Source organism: Sphaerimonospora thailandensis, from assembly GCF_016863115.1.
In the GTDB taxonomy this organism is placed as follows: domain Bacteria; phylum Actinomycetota; class Actinomycetes; order Streptosporangiales; family Streptosporangiaceae; genus Sphaerimonospora; species Sphaerimonospora cavernae.
The window spans coordinates 1-13,599 of record NZ_BOOG01000021.1 but is presented as its reverse complement, the minus strand read 5'-3'; the positions used below and the strand labels follow the sequence as shown (position 1 = coordinate 13,599).

12 protein-coding genes are annotated in these 13,599 nt (G+C 68.8%); 3 read left to right on the top strand and 9 right to left on the bottom strand.

Annotated features, from left to right (window positions below; translation table 11 throughout):
• Positions 1–18: 18 nt before the first annotated feature.
• Both Mth01_RS12375 and Mth01_RS12370 read right to left on the bottom strand, forming a co-directional pair.
• A complete protein-coding gene (locus Mth01_RS12375; RefSeq protein ID WP_204015958.1) occupies positions 19–1,482 on the bottom strand; it encodes a catalase in 1,464 nt (487 codons plus the stop codon).
• Positions 1,483–1,564: 82 nt separating this feature from the next.
• Positions 1,565–2,044 carry a Fur family transcriptional regulator gene (locus tag Mth01_RS12370; protein ID WP_204015957.1) on the bottom strand — a complete coding sequence of 160 codons (480 nt, stop codon included), beginning with the start codon at positions 2,042–2,044 and terminating at the stop codon, positions 1,565–1,567.
• Between the two features lie 111 nt (positions 2,045–2,155).
• Between Mth01_RS12370 and Mth01_RS12365 the strand changes: the two genes are divergently transcribed.
• Complete coding sequence (locus Mth01_RS12365; protein WP_239089607.1) at positions 2,156–3,250, top strand: CapA family protein; 1,095 nt, start codon at positions 2,156–2,158, stop codon at positions 3,248–3,250.
• Between the two features lie 39 nt (positions 3,251–3,289).
• Positions 3,290–3,955 carry a TetR family transcriptional regulator gene (locus Mth01_RS12360; protein ID WP_239089606.1) on the top strand — a complete coding sequence of 222 codons (666 nt, stop codon included), beginning with the start codon at positions 3,290–3,292 and terminating at the stop codon, positions 3,953–3,955.
• Here Mth01_RS12360 and Mth01_RS12355 read toward each other — a convergent pair.
• Positions 3,907–4,380: a hypothetical protein gene (locus tag Mth01_RS12355; RefSeq protein WP_204015954.1), complete on the bottom strand. Its 474-nt coding sequence runs from the start codon at positions 4,378–4,380 to the stop codon at positions 3,907–3,909. The genes Mth01_RS12360 and Mth01_RS12355 overlap by 49 nt on opposite strands.
• 164 nt (positions 4,381–4,544) lie before the next feature.
• Between Mth01_RS12355 and Mth01_RS12350 the strand changes: the two genes are divergently transcribed.
• Positions 4,545–5,072: a hypothetical protein gene (locus Mth01_RS12350; protein ID WP_204015953.1), complete on the top strand. Its 528-nt coding sequence runs from the start codon at positions 4,545–4,547 to the stop codon at positions 5,070–5,072.
• Between the two features lie 79 nt (positions 5,073–5,151).
• On the opposite strand, the gene Mth01_RS12345 is transcribed toward Mth01_RS12350, so the two are convergent.
• From Mth01_RS12345 to dnaK, 6 genes are all read right to left on the bottom strand, one after another.
• Positions 5,152–6,498: a hypothetical protein gene (locus Mth01_RS12345; protein WP_204015952.1), complete on the bottom strand. Its 1,347-nt coding sequence runs from the start codon at positions 6,496–6,498 to the stop codon at positions 5,152–5,154.
• A 97-nt stretch (positions 6,499–6,595) separates the two neighbouring features.
• Positions 6,596–9,196 carry an ATP-dependent chaperone ClpB gene (gene clpB / locus Mth01_RS12340; protein WP_204015951.1) on the bottom strand — a complete coding sequence of 867 codons (2,601 nt, stop codon included), beginning with the start codon at positions 9,194–9,196 and terminating at the stop codon, positions 6,596–6,598.
• Between the two features lie 26 nt (positions 9,197–9,222).
• The gene (locus Mth01_RS12335) at positions 9,223–9,570 is read right to left on the bottom strand and encodes a heat shock protein transcriptional repressor HspR (RefSeq protein WP_204015950.1); all 348 of its coding nucleotides are present in this window, start codon (positions 9,568–9,570) and stop codon (positions 9,223–9,225) included.
• 4 nt (positions 9,571–9,574) lie between these two features.
• Complete coding sequence (gene dnaJ / locus Mth01_RS12330) at positions 9,575–10,747, bottom strand: molecular chaperone DnaJ (RefSeq protein WP_204015949.1); 1,173 nt, start codon at positions 10,745–10,747, stop codon at positions 9,575–9,577.
• A 72-nt stretch (positions 10,748–10,819) separates the two neighbouring features.
• Positions 10,820–11,524 carry a nucleotide exchange factor GrpE gene (gene grpE, locus Mth01_RS12325; protein ID WP_204015948.1) on the bottom strand — a complete coding sequence of 235 codons (705 nt, stop codon included), beginning with the start codon at positions 11,522–11,524 and terminating at the stop codon, positions 10,820–10,822.
• Complete coding sequence (dnaK, locus tag Mth01_RS12320; protein ID WP_204015947.1) at positions 11,521–13,392, bottom strand: molecular chaperone DnaK; 1,872 nt, start codon at positions 13,390–13,392, stop codon at positions 11,521–11,523. Before dnaK ends, grpE begins: the two co-directional genes overlap by 4 nt.
• Positions 13,393–13,599 lie beyond the last annotated feature (207 nt).

Below are 13,599 nucleotides of genomic sequence, written 5' to 3'. Positions count from 1 at the left end.
CCCACGGGTCTCGGGGCCTCAGATCTGGCCGGCGGCCAGCGCCTCGATCGCCTTGCGGACGCCCTCACCATAGGCGGGGTCGGCCTGGGTGCAGTTGGCGATGTGCCGTTCGACGGTCGCCTGCGAGGCGCCGTTGATCGCCCGGGCGGTGTTCTCGAAGAGCGCCTGCTGCTGCTCGGGGCTCATGTTCCGGAACAGGTTCCCGGGCTGCTCGTAGTAGTTGTCGTCGTCCTCGCGGTAGTTGAACCGGTCGGCGACCGCGCCGACTGCCTGGCTCGGCTCCCGGTAGGCGGGCTGCTCCTGCCAGCGGCCGTACGAGTTCGGCTCGATGCCCGGGGTCGCGCCCTGGTTGCCGTCGACGCGCATCGCGCCGTCGCGGTGGTAGGAGTTGACCGGGCACCTCGGCGCGTTGACCGGGATCTGGTGGTGGTTGACACCCAGGCGGTACCGCTGGGCGTCACCGTAGGAGAACAGCCGGCCCTGCAGCATCTTGTCCGGCGAGAAGCCGATGCCCGGAACCACGTTGGCCGGGGTGAAGGCGGCCTGCTCCACGTCGGCGAAGTAGTTGTCGGGGTTGCGGTTCAGCTCCCATTCGCCGACCTCGATCAGCGGGTAGTCCTCCTTCGACCACACCTTCGTGAGGTCGAAGGGGTGGTACCGGTACGTCTCGGCGTCGGCCTCCGGCATGATCTGGACGTAGAGCTTCCACTTCGGGAAGTCGCCCCTCTCGATCGCCTCGAAGAGGTCGCGCTGGTGGGACTCGCGGTCCCTGCCGATCAGCGCCCCGGACTCGGCGTCGGTGAGGTTCTGGATGCCCTGTTGGGTCCGGTGATGGAACTTCACCCAGAACCGCTCGCCCTCGGCGTTGTAGAAGCTGTAGGTGTGCGAGCCGAAGCCGTGCATGTGACGGTACGACGCGGGGATGCCGCGGTCCGACATCACGATCGTGACCTGGTGCAGCGCCTCGGGCAGGTTGGTCCAGAAGTCCCAGTTGTTCTCGGCGTTGCGCAGGTTGGTGCGCGGGTCCCGCTTCACGGCGTGGTTGAGATCCGGGAACTTCAGCGGGTCGCGGAAGAAGAAGACCGGGGTGTTGTTGCCGACGATGTCCCAGTTGCCGTCTTCGGTGTAGAACTTCACCGCGAAGCCGCGGATGTCCCGTTCGGCGTCGGCCGCACCCCGCTCGCCGGCGACGGTCGAGAAGCGGGCGAACATCTCGGTCTGCTTGCCGACCTCGGAGAAGATCTTGGCGCAGGTGTACTGCGTGATGTCGTTGGTCACCGTGAAGGTGCCGAACGCGCCCGAGCCCTTCGCGTGCATCCGGCGCTCGGGGATGACCTCGCGGTCGAAGTGGGCGAGCTTCTCCAGGAACCAGACGTCCTGCAGGAGCATCGGGCCGCGGGGGCCGGCGGTCAGGGAGTTCTGGTTGTCGGGAACCGGTGCGCCGGCGACGGTGGTCAGCGGTTTCTGGTTGTTCGCAGCCAAAGTTCGCTCCTCTTGCGATCGTTCGTGCTCATTCGTCGCCAGCAAGGCGATCAGGACGGGCCCGGCAGGCCGTGCCTGTCCGTCATAGAGCCGTCCTTCGGGTCTCGTGCGGTGACAGGGATTCGGCGGATGCCGAATCGGCTGGAAGGGGGCTGGTGAGCTGACAGTCGGGGCAAAGGCCCCAATAGATAACGTCTGCCTCGTCGATCAGGTATCCGGCGTCGTGTGCCGGTTCGAGGCAGGGCGCATGTCCGACCGCACAGTCGACGTCCGTGACCCTCGCGCACTGACGGCAGACGAGATGGTGATGGTTGTCGCCCACCCGTGTCTCGTACCGCGTCGGGCTTCCCGCCGGCTCGATCCGGCGAAGCAGTCCACCGCGTTGCAGTGCGTTCAGTGAGTCATAGACAGCCTGCAGGGACACCTGCCCGACGCGTCGACACACGCCGCGGTGGATGGCGTCCACATCGAGATGGTCGCCCTCACGTACGGTCTGCAAGATCGCCAGCCGGGCGGCGGTCACCCGAAGCCCGGCCTGTCTGAGTCGGTCGGTGTCCTGCATACGTCCACGTTAGCAGCAAACCTGAACAGTTCAAGTAAAGGAAATAACCAAGTTTTCTGCGCCCCGCCGGTGAGAGCAGGTCGTGACCCGGAGATGGCATGCTCGGGTGCCGTGAGACGTGAGCCCCTTGCCGTGACCCTTCTCGCCCTCCTCCTCTCCGCCGGATGCACCGCCGCCGAAGGGGAGCCGACGCCCACCCCCGTGGAGCAGCGAGCGACCAGCGCCCCGCCGTCCCCCAAGCCGCGGCCTCAGCCGTACACGATCTCCTTCGCCGGCGACGTGCACTTCGAGGGCGTCCTGCGCGCCCGGCTCGACCGCGACCCGCGTACGGCCCTCGGCCCGATCGCCGCGGTCCTGCGCAAGTCGGATCTCACGGCCCTCAACCTCGAGACGGCCATCACCACCGCCGGGACCCCGGCCCCCGGGAAGCAGTACACGTTCCGGGCGCCCGCATCGGCCTTCACCGCGTTGAAGGCCGCCGGGGTCGACGTCGTGACCATGGCCAACAACCACGGCATGGACTACATGGAGAGCGGCCTCGCCGACACACTCGCCGCGATCAAGAAGTCCCGGTTCCCGGTGGTCGGCGTCGGTAAGAACGACACCGAGGCCTACCGCCCGTTCCGGGCGACGGTGAAGGGCAACCGAGTGTCGATCATCGGCGCCACCCAGGTGCTCGACTCGGAGTTCATCCAGTCCTGGACGGCGGGGCCGGGCAAGGCGGGCCTCGCCTCCGCCAAGGACGAGACCCGCCTCATCCGCGCGGTACGGCAGGCACGCAAGAACTCCGACACGGTCATCGTCTTCCTGCATTGGGGGGCGGAGCTGGTCAAATGCCCCACCCCTGTCCAGCGCGGTCTGGCGGACAAGCTCATCCGGGCGGGCGCCGACGTGATCGTGGGCGGCCATGCGCACGTCCTGCTCGGCGGCGGCTATTCCGGCCAGGCCTACGTCCACTACGGCCTGGGCAACTTCGCCTTCTACAACTGGGGGCCGGAGACCGGTGCGACCGGCGTGCTGACCCTGCGGATCAACGGCCGCAAGGTGCTGAGCGACCAGTGGACGCCGGCTCGCATCAACGGGGGCGTTCCGATCCCGCTGACGGGGGACGCCAAGCGGCAGGCGCTGGGCAACTATCGCGCGCTGCGGGGCTGCACCGGGTTGTCGGCGACGCGATCGGCGGCGAATTCCGCCGCTGATGGATAAGCGCTGACCGAGGCGGGGCCAAGGGGGCAAGATAGATGGGTGTCCAGCCAGCCTGTTAAGGAAAGTCAGCGAACGGTAGATCCCTTGCGCCGCCGGCCCTCCCAGCGCCGCAGTGCGCGGAGGGTGGAGCGGATGCTCGACGCATGTGCGGAACTGCTCGACGAGGTCGGTTACGAGGCGCTGACCACCACCCGGGTCGCCGAGCGGGCCGGAGTCGCGGTCGGCTCGGTCTATCAGTTCTTTCCGGACAAGCGGGCCCTCAGTGACGCCCTGACAAGGCGCAACGTCGAGATGTTCGTCGCGAGGGTGGGGCGCCGCTTCATCAACGAGGACTACGCCGGATGGTGGGACGCGGTGGACGCGATCATCGACGAGTACGTCGAGATGCACCGGGATGTTCCCGGCTTTCGCTCGCTCCACTTCGGTGATGTCTTCGATCTCAACCTCCTCGACTCGGTGGCCGACAACAACACGGTGATCGCCGGGCGCCTCCGTGCGCTACTGCTCGCCGAGTTCGGACTCGTGGACAGCGAAGAGCTGGACCGTGCCATTCTCGTCGCCGTCGAGGCCGGGGACGCCGTGCTGAAGCTCGCCTTCCGTCATGACTCCGACGGCGCACCGGACATCGTCGCCGAGGCGAAGCAGCTGGTGCGGGGCTATCTCTCGCGGCAGTTGCGGGATGCGGAAGCGCCGAATCCAAGCTGAGCGAGGTACGCCCCGGTCATCGAGCAGCCGGGCCCGCCGCCAGGCTGGGGACGCGGCCGCTCCGGTACGGACCTTGCCATGAGGGTGGGGCCGACGAGCGAGCTCCACGTGGAGGGCGCTCCGACCGTCCGCTCATATGCCGCGTCCTGCCAGGGTCGACTGTCCGTCCGCGGGGGCGTCGGGACCTGCATGCTGTTCTCTTCCTGGCGGTGGCGGCGGCCGGCGGACTCGCCGTCCCGGCACCGCTGCGCGGCCGCCGGCTCGATCGTCAGCTCCATCATGCGCAGTTGGGTCCGGAGACGGGCGAGCTCCTCCCGTGCCCGATCGAGGGCCTGGAACTGGGCCGTCACATAACCGGCCACGCCGGGGAGCACTGCGGACAGCACCGCTGCGGAAGCGAGGGCCAGGATCACTCGCTTGGACATCGCATATCGCTCCTCGCCGGGCTCGTACGGTGGGACAGGCGTGGGCAATATGCCCGGTTAGCTGTGATGGAACACGATGCGCTGCCGAACGTGTACTAACCGTTGCTTCGTGAATGCCTGCCGTTGTCCTGCGAAGATGGACCCACCTGGGTAGCCTCGGCTGTGTGGCACACGTGACGTGGGAGCAGGTGGACCGACTGCTCGACCAGGCCTTGCTGCTCGATGACCATGGTGCCCTCGCAAGTCGGCTCGACGCGCTGGCGCAGGGATATGAGTCCGGTGAGATGTCGAGGGCGGCGATCCTCGTCCTCGCCGCCGAGGAGTGGCGTCAGGCGGGCCGGCCCGAGATCGCCCTCGACCGGTTCCGCGGCGCGATCGAAGATGGGGGAGAGGTCTCGGTCGATCCCCGTGCCGGGGTCGCGGACACCCTGTTCGAGTTGGGTCATGCCGAGGAAGCTCGGACAGTGATCGCCGAGGTCAGGGCCGACGGCTGGAATCCGGCCACCGCGCTCACCGTCGCCGAGACGTTGGCGGCCTACGACGACCTGGACGCCGCCCTTGAGTGGGCGACCGAGGGGGTGCTGGCCTGCCCCTCCGGAGTCACGATCAGGGAGGCCCTGCTGCGCACCCGTTACCGTATCCGGGTCGATCTCGGCCTGCCCGAGGACGACCTCGACGCCCTGCTCTGCTGACCGTTGCGAGGGAGCAGACAGATAGGGGCATGCGAAAGGGGCCGTGTGAAACGGCCCCTTTCATTCTGCTTGAGTTCGGTTAGGGGAGGAGTTTCCGGCCGGCTGCGCCGGCGAGGTCGGCCAAGGAGCCCGTCGCGGTGGCCGACGCCAGGGCGGGAGTGGTGATGTCGCCGGGGGCCGATGACGCGGTGCCCAGTTGCTCCGTCACCGCCTTCGGGTACACCCGGCCCTCATGCATCCTGCTCTCCTGCACCCTGCCCTCGCGCTTGACCCTGCCCTCGCGCTTGACCCTGCCCTCGCGCTTGACCCGGCGCGGTGCCGGCGCCGAGCCGGAGGAGGCCGAGGTGGAGGAGGCCGAGGTGGAGGCAGCTGCCGTCTGCCCCGCCTGCCCGTTCGGCTGGTGGCGGCGCTGTCGCTTGTTGTGAGCGGCGCCCGGCTGGGCCGCGCCCGCCTGCGCGGGGGCCTGGGGCGTACCCGGCCGGATCGTGCCTGGCTGGGCCGTACCAGGCTGGGCGGGGCGTGCCTGCCGCGGGGCGGGCCGGGTTGCGTTCCGCTGCCCGCCGTTGGCCTGGGCCTGGTTCACGTCCCCCTGCTGGTGCGGGCGCATCGTCTCAGGCTGCGAATGCCCGCCCCGGTTCCTGCGGCGCGGGCGGTCCTGCGCCTGCCCGGGAATTGCCCCCGCTGTACGCGCGTCCGCCCTGTGGCGGCGTCCCTCTGTGCGTCCGTGCGGCCGGTTGACGGCCCCGGCCGGAGTCCGGGCGTCGGTCGTGCTCGTGGGGCCGGCCGCGTTGGCGCCCGTCTGCGTCTGTGACCTGTCCGGCGCCTGCGGCCGGTCCGGATTCGGGCGCCGGTGCCGCTCCGGGCTCGTCTCGGTCATGGGGTGCACGCGATTGTGCGGGCGCGGGTGACGCTCGATCGCGGACATGGGGGTGGTCGGCAGGCAGACTGCGTTGGAAACCGCCGGCCGGCTGGGCGCCGCGGCGAGGATCGGCATGACTGCGGCCCTCGCCGCCGGGAGGACGGCGGAGTCACCGGCGGGGGTCAGGCCTTTGAGCGTCGGGGCAGCCGGTGTGATCCCGGCGGGGAGTGCGGCGGCGGGCCGATCGGGGAGCGAACGCATGCCCTGGCCCGCCGCCGCGCCGGCGGCGTCGGTGATGCTCAGCACTCCGGTGGCCGGGGCGAGGGTGGTGAGGTCGCTCGGGGTGAGCTCGTGCAGGGTGAGCCCGTCCGGGGTGAGGCTGGTCGGGGCGCTCGCCGCCTGCTTGCTGCCTGACGCCGACCCGCAGACGAGGGCAGCGGCCGCACCGTCGCCTGCCGCCGACGCCGGTCCCGCCATCGCAGGACCGGTTGTGAGCCAGCTCACCCCCGCGGTCACCGCCGCCAGCGCGATGCACCGCCCTCGTCTACTTCGTGTCGTCCTGGACATCCACGTCCCCCTGATTGCTTTGGGTAGTCCAACGAACGCCGAAAGTAGCAGTGGGGGGATCGGGCGGGGTCGGCTTGCCGTAATGGTGGCGAAGACCTTACCGAACGGCCCGGATGCTGAGCGTGTCACCTGCCGGATCGGAGTCGACTATTACCTCGTCGCCGTCGCGGATCGCTCCCGACAACAACTCCTTGGCGAGCTTGTCCCCGATCGCGGACTGGATCAGTCGCCGCAGCGGGCGGGCGCCGTACAGCGGGTCGTAGCCCGTCAGCGCCAGCCAGTCACAGGCTGCGGGCGTCACGGTCAGCGTCAGCCGCCGGTCGGCCAGCCTCGCGGCGAGCCGGGAGACCTGCAGGTCCACGATCTGGGACAGTTCCTCGGTGCCGAGCGCGTCGAACAGGATGACGTCGTCGAGCCGGTTGAGGAACTCCGGTTTGAACGCCCCGCGCACCGCGGCCATCACGGCCTCGCGCTTGGCTTCGGTCTCCAGCTTCGGATCGACGAGGAACTGCGAGCCGATGTTGGAGGTGAGGATCAGGATCGTGTTGCGGAAGTCAACCGTACGGCCCTGGCCGTCGGTTAGCCGGCCGTCGTCGAGCACCTGCAGGAGGATGTCGAAGACCTCCGGGTGCGCCTTCTCGATCTCATCGAGGAGCACCACGGTGTACGGCCTGCGGCGGACGGCCTCGGTGAGCTGGCCACCCTCCTCATAACCGACATATCCGGGTGGCGCCCCGACGAGCCGTGCGACGCTGTGCTTCTCGCCGTACTCGCTCATGTCGATCCGGGTCATCGCCCGCTCATCGTCGAACAGGAACTCCGCGAGCGCCTTGGCCAGCTCGGTCTTGCCTACGCCGGTCGGGCCGAGGAAGAGGAACGAGCCGGTCGGGCGGTCGGGGTCGGCGATGCCGGCCCGGGCCCGACGCACCGCGTCGGAGACGGCCTGAACGGCCTGCTGCTGGCCGATCAGGCGCCTGCCCAGCTCGTCCTCCATCCGGAGCAGCTTGGCGGTCTCGCCCTCCAGCAGGCGGCCGGCGGGGATCCCGGTCCACGATGAGATCACTTCCGCGATGTCGTCGGGGCCGACCTCCTCCTTGACCATGGGTTCGGGCTCGGCCTCCGCCGCCCCCCTGTTCTCCGCGAGTTCGGTGGCCTCCGCGAGTTCCTTCTCCAGCCGTGGCACCTCGCCGTACATCAGTCGGGAGGCGGCCTCGAAGTCGCCGTCGCGCTGCGCCCGCTCGGCCGCGCCGCGTGCCTCGTCGAGCTGCTTCTTCAACTCGCCGACCTTGTTGAGCCCGGCCTTCTCCCGCTCCCAGCGGTGCACCAGGCCGTTCAGCTCCTCCTGCTGGTTGGCCAGCTCCTCGCGGAGCTTCTCCAGGCGCTGACGGCTCGCCTCGTCGGTCTCCTTGGTGAGCGCGAGCTCCTCCATCTTGAGGCGGTCGACACTTCGCTGGAGCTGGTCGATCTCCACGGGTCGCGAGTCGATCTCCATGCGTAGTCGTGACATCGACTCGTCGATCAGGTCGATCGCCTTGTCCGGGAGGAACCGTGCGGTGATGTACCGGTCGGACAGCGTGGCGGCGGCCACCAGCGCGCTGTCGGAGATCTGCACCTGGTGGTGCGCCTCGTAGCGCCCCTTGAGACCGCGCAGGATCGCGATCGTGTCCTCGACCGTCGGCTCGCCGACGTAGACCTGCTGGAACCGCCGCTCCAGCGCCGGGTCCTTCTCGATGCGCTCGCGGTACTCGTCGAGCGTGGTCGCGCCGATCATGCGCAGCTCACCGCGGGCCAGCATGGGCTTCAGCATGTTGCCCGCGTCCATCGCGCCCTCGGCCGCGCCGGCACCCACCACCGTGTGCAACTCGTCGATGAACGTGACGATCTGGCCGTCGCTCTTCTTGATCTCGTTGAGCACCGCCTTGAGGCGCTCTTCGAACTCGCCGCGGTACTTCGCGCCGGCGACCATCGCGCCGAGGTCGAGAGCGACCAGTCGCTTGTTCCTGAGGCTCTCCGGCACGTCGCCGGCCACGATCCGCTGGGCCAGACCCTCGACCACGGCGGTCTTGCCGACGCCCGGCTCGCCGATCAGCACGGGGTTGTTCTTGGTGCGGCGCGACAGCACCTGGACGACGCGGCGGATCTCGCTGTCCCGGCCGATCACCGGGTCGAGCTTGCCCGACCTCGCCCGTTCCGTGAGGTCGACGCCGTACTTCTCCAGGGCCTGGTAGGTGTCCTCCGGAGTCTCACTGGTCACCCTGGCGTGGCCGCGTACCTTCTCGAACGCCTCGAGCAGTGCGTCCGGGCCGGCCCCCTCAGCCCTGAGCAACTCCGCTACCTGGCCGCCGTCGGTCGCGAGCCCGACCAGCAGGTGCTCGGTCGAGACGTACTCGTCCTCGAGCTGCTTGGCACGCTGGGCGGCGGTGTTCAATGCCGTGAGGAGCTGGCGCGAGCTCGACGGGGCGCTCACCGTGGCGCCCTGGGCCTTGGGCAACCTGCCGAGCATTTCCTCCACCCGCGTCCGCAGCCGCTTCCAGTCGGCGCCGACCGCGTCCAGCAGCGGTACGGCGACACCGCCGGTCTGGGTCAGCAGGGTCGCGAGCAGATGAGCGGGCGCCACCTCCGGGTGGCCGTCCGCCGCGGCGCGCCGGACGGCCCCGGACAGGGCCTCCTGGCTCTTCTGCGTCAGCTTGTAATCCATGTTGCGATCCCCTCGATTCGCGGACGTCAGGCCGGTGGTAGTTCGTATCGCACGATCGCGCGCATCATGGTGACCTCGCCCCTGAGTCGGGTGACCTCCTCACGCAGCCGCATGTTCTCAGTCTCGAGTTCGAGGATGCGCTTGATGCCGGCGAGGTTTATGCCGTGCTCCTGGGACAGCCTCTGGACCTCGCGGAGCAGCAGGATGTCCCGGGTGGAGTAGAGCCGGCCGCGGCCCGCCGTACGGTCGGGGCTGACGAGGCCGAGCCGGTCGTACTGGCGGAGGGTCTGCGGATGCAGCCCGGAGAGCTGGGCGGCTACCGAGATGACATAGACGGGGGTGTCGTCGGACAGATCGAAGAACTTCGCATCCATCGGCTCACTCGCTTCTGGCCTGCTTGATCAACTCTTCGCGGAGATCGGGGCCCTCGGTCGCGTCCCGGAACTCCTCCAGCGCCGAACGGGCCTTGTCGTCGAGGTGCTGCGGCACGGCGACCTGGACGGTGACCAGCAGGTCGCCCTTGGTCCCGTCCTTGCGAGCGGTGCCTCGGCCCCGCACCCGGAAGGTCCGTCCGTTGGGAGTGCCCTCGGGGATGCGCAGGGTGACCGGCATGCCCTTGAGCGTCGGCACCTTGATCTCGGCGCCCAGCGCGGCCTCCGGAAACGTGACCGGGACGTTCACCGTCAGGTTCTCGCCGCTGCGGCCGAACACCCGGTGCGGTTTCACGTGGACCAGCACGTACAGGTCGCCGGCCGGCCCGCCGCTCTCCCCAGGTGCACCCTTGCCCTTGATCCGGATGCGCTGGCCGTCGCCCACGCCCGCCGGAATGCGGGCCTGAATGGTGCGGGTGCTCTTGCCGCGACCGCTGCCTTCGCACACAGGACAGGGATCGTCGACCAGGAGGCCCCGGCCGCGGCAGTCGCGGCAGGGTTCGGAGAAGGCGAAGTTGCCGAGGTTGCGGCTGGCGGCCCCGGTGCCCTCGCACGTCGGGCAGACCCTGGGCGTGGTGCCGGCCTTGGCCCCGGTTCCGGAGCACGCGGGGCAGGCCGCCGCAGTGGTCAATCGGAGGGACACCGTGGTTCCGTCGACGGCCTCGCCGAACGCGAGCGTGACCTCCGACTCGATGTCCTGGCCGCGTCTGGGCCTGCTTGTGGTGGTCGTACGCGCACCGCCGCCCCGGTTGAAAAGCCCACCGAACAGGTCGCCGATCCGGTCGCCACTACCGCCGGTCCCGCCCGAGAACAGGTCCCCGAGATCGAAGTTGAAGCCCCCGCCCCGGTGACCTCCCGTTCCGGCGAAGCCACCGGCGGCGGAACCGAACAGCGTGCGGGCCTCGTCGTACTCCTTGCGTCGCTTGGCGTCCGAGAGCACGTCGTAGGCCTCGGAGACCCCCTTGAACTTCTCCTCGGCCTCCTTGTTCCCGGGGTTGGCGTCGGGATGGTACTGCCTGGCGAGCTTCCGGTACGCCTTCTTGATGTCCTCAGGCGTCGCGTTCTTGGGCACACCAAGGACGGCGTAGTAGTCCTTCTCCAAGTAGTCCTTGGTGCTCATCTATCGCATCCTTCGCACGGGTTTCTCGACTGTCTCCCCCGATCTTCGCCGATCGGGGGAGAGTCATCGTGTTCAGTTCTCGTCCGGAGCGCCGGACGCGCCGGGTTCCGCTGATTCGGTCGATCCGGCCGCCTCCGCTGCGCCGCCGGGAGCTTCGCCCTCCGGGGGTTCCGCGACGGCCACACGGGCCGGGCGCAGGATGCGGTCACCGGCCCGGTAGCCGAGCTGGAGGACCTCGACGCACGTCGGCTCGGCCACCTCCGCCGAGTAGCTGTGCATCAGCGCCTCGTGCACCTCCGGGTCGAACGGGTCGCCCTTCGTGCCGTACGGGCTCAGCCCCAGCTTGCCGAGTATCGCCTCCAGCGACTCGCTCACCTTGGCGAAACCTCCGGTGAGCTCGCCGTGGTCGCGGGCCCGGCCGATGTCGTCGAGCACCGGCAGGAGTTCGGCGAGCACGCTCGCGGTGGCCTGCTCCCTGACGGCGACCCGATCCCGTTCGACCCGCTTGCGGTAGTTGCTGTACTCCGCCTGCAGGCGCTGCAGATCGGCCGTGCGCTCGGCGAGGAGACCCGACATCTGGGCGTCAGCCTGGGCCGTGGCCCGCGTTTCCTCACCGGGCTCCTGCTCGGCGGCCCTCTTCTCTGTGGCCCTGTTCTCAGTGGGCGTGTTCTCAGCGGGCGTGTCGGCGGACTCGCGGACCTTTCCCGTCTCCGGGTCGATCTTGCGATTGTCGCGGATCACCGGCCCCTCCTCGGAACCGTTCTCACGCGGGGTCACTTGCTGCCGCCCTCCTGCTTCGGCTCGTCATCGACGATCTCCGCCTCGACCACGTCCTCATCGGCCTTGCCCTGCTGCTGAGCGTCGGCCGCCGACGTCCCGTCGCCGCCGCTCGCGGCCTGGGACTGGGCGTAGATGGCCGAGCCCATCTTCTGGCTGACGGTCGCGAGCTTCTCGGCCGAGGCGCGGATGGCGGCCGTGTCGGTGCCCTCCAGCGCCTTCTTGAGCTCGGCGAGCGAGTCGTTGACCTCGGTCTTCACGTCGGACGGGATCTTGTCGTCGTTCTCCCGGAGGAACTTCTCCGTCTGGTAGGCCAGCGCGTCGGCGTTGTTGCGGACCTCGGCCTCCTCGCGGCGCTGCTTGTCCTCCTCGGCGTAGGACTCCGCCTCGCGCATCATGCGGTCGATGTCATCCTTCGGCAGCGCCGAGCCGCCGGTGATGGTCATCGACTGCTCCTTGCCGGTGCCGAGGTCCTTCGCGGAGACGTTGACGATGCCGTTCGCGTCGATGTCGAAGGTGACCTCGATCTGCGGGATGCCACGGGGTGCCGGCGCGATGCCGGTCAGCTCGAAGGTGGCCAGCTTCTTGTTGTACGAGGCGATCTCACGCTCGCCCTGATACACCTGGATCTGCACCGACGGCTGGTTGTCCTCCGCCGTGGTGAAGACCTCCGACCGCTTGGTCGGGATCGTGGTGTTACGCTCGATGATCTTGGTGAAGATGCCGCCCTTGGTCTCGATGCCGAGGCTGAGCGGGGTGACGTCGAGCAGCAGGACGTCCTTGACCTCGCCCTTGAGCACGCCGGCCTGGAGCGCGGCGCCGATGGCGACGACCTCGTCCGGGTTGACGCCCTTGTTGGGCTCCTTGCCGCCGGTCAGATCCTTCACCAACTCGGTCACGGCCGGCATGCGGGTCGAGCCGCCGACCAGCACCACGTGGGCGATGTCGGAGACCTTGACCCCGGCGTCCTTGATCACCTGGTTGAACGGGCCCTTGCAGCGCTCGATCAGGTCGGCGGTGATCCGCTGGAACTCGGCTCGGGTCAGCTTCTCCTCGAGGTGCAGCGGACCCTCGGCGGAGGCGGTGATGTAGGGCAGGTTGATCGTGGTCTCGGTCTGCGCGGACAGCTCGATCTTGGCCTTCTCCGCCGCCTCGCGAAGGCGCTGGAGGGCCATCTTGTCCTTGGACAGGTCCACGCCGTGCGCGTTCTTGAAGCGGGTCACCAGTTCGTCGACGACGCGCTGGTCCCAGTCGTCGCCGCCCAGGTGGTTGTCGCCGCTGGTGGCCTTCACCTCGACGAAGCCGTGGCCGTCCTCCTGACCGACGTCGAGCAGCGACACGTCGAAGGTGCCGCCGCCGAGGTCGAAGACGAGGATCGTCTGGTCCTTCTCCTTGTCGAGGCCGTACGCCAGCGCTGCGGAGGTGGGCTCGTTGATGATCCGGAGCACGTTCAGGCCCGCGATCTGGCCGGCTTCCTTGGTGGCCTGCCGCTGGGCGTCATTGAAGTACGCCGGGACGGTGATCACCGCGTCGGCGATCTTCTCGCCCAGGTAGGCCTCCGCGTCCTGCTTGAGCTTCTGCAGGACGAACGCGCTGATCTGCTGAGGCGTGAATTTCTTGCCGTCGATCTCGACGGACCAGTTGGTCCCCATCTCGCGCTTGACCGAGCGGATCGTCCGGTCCACGTTGGTCACCGCCTGCCGCTTGGCGACCTCGCCGACCAGGACCTCACCGTTCTTTGCGAACGCGACCACGGACGGTGTGGTCCGCGAGCCCTGCGCGTTCGCGATGACCGTGGGCTCGCCGCCCTCGAGGATCGAGACGACGGAGTTGGTCGTCCCCAGGTCGATACCTACCGCACGTGCCATGAGTACGTCCTTGTAATCAAAGTTGAGTCGGTCGGGCTCAATCTTGTGCCGCCAACGAGTCTTTGTCAAACGACTTGAGCCTACTGGACTCAACCTCGAGCCGCGCTACCTCATTCCCGCCCCCGGCCCGATGTCGCCGTGAAAAAGACATTCGCGACCTCGCAGGTGCAAGATCGCGAATGGTGAAACCCCTGGTCCAGGGGGTTC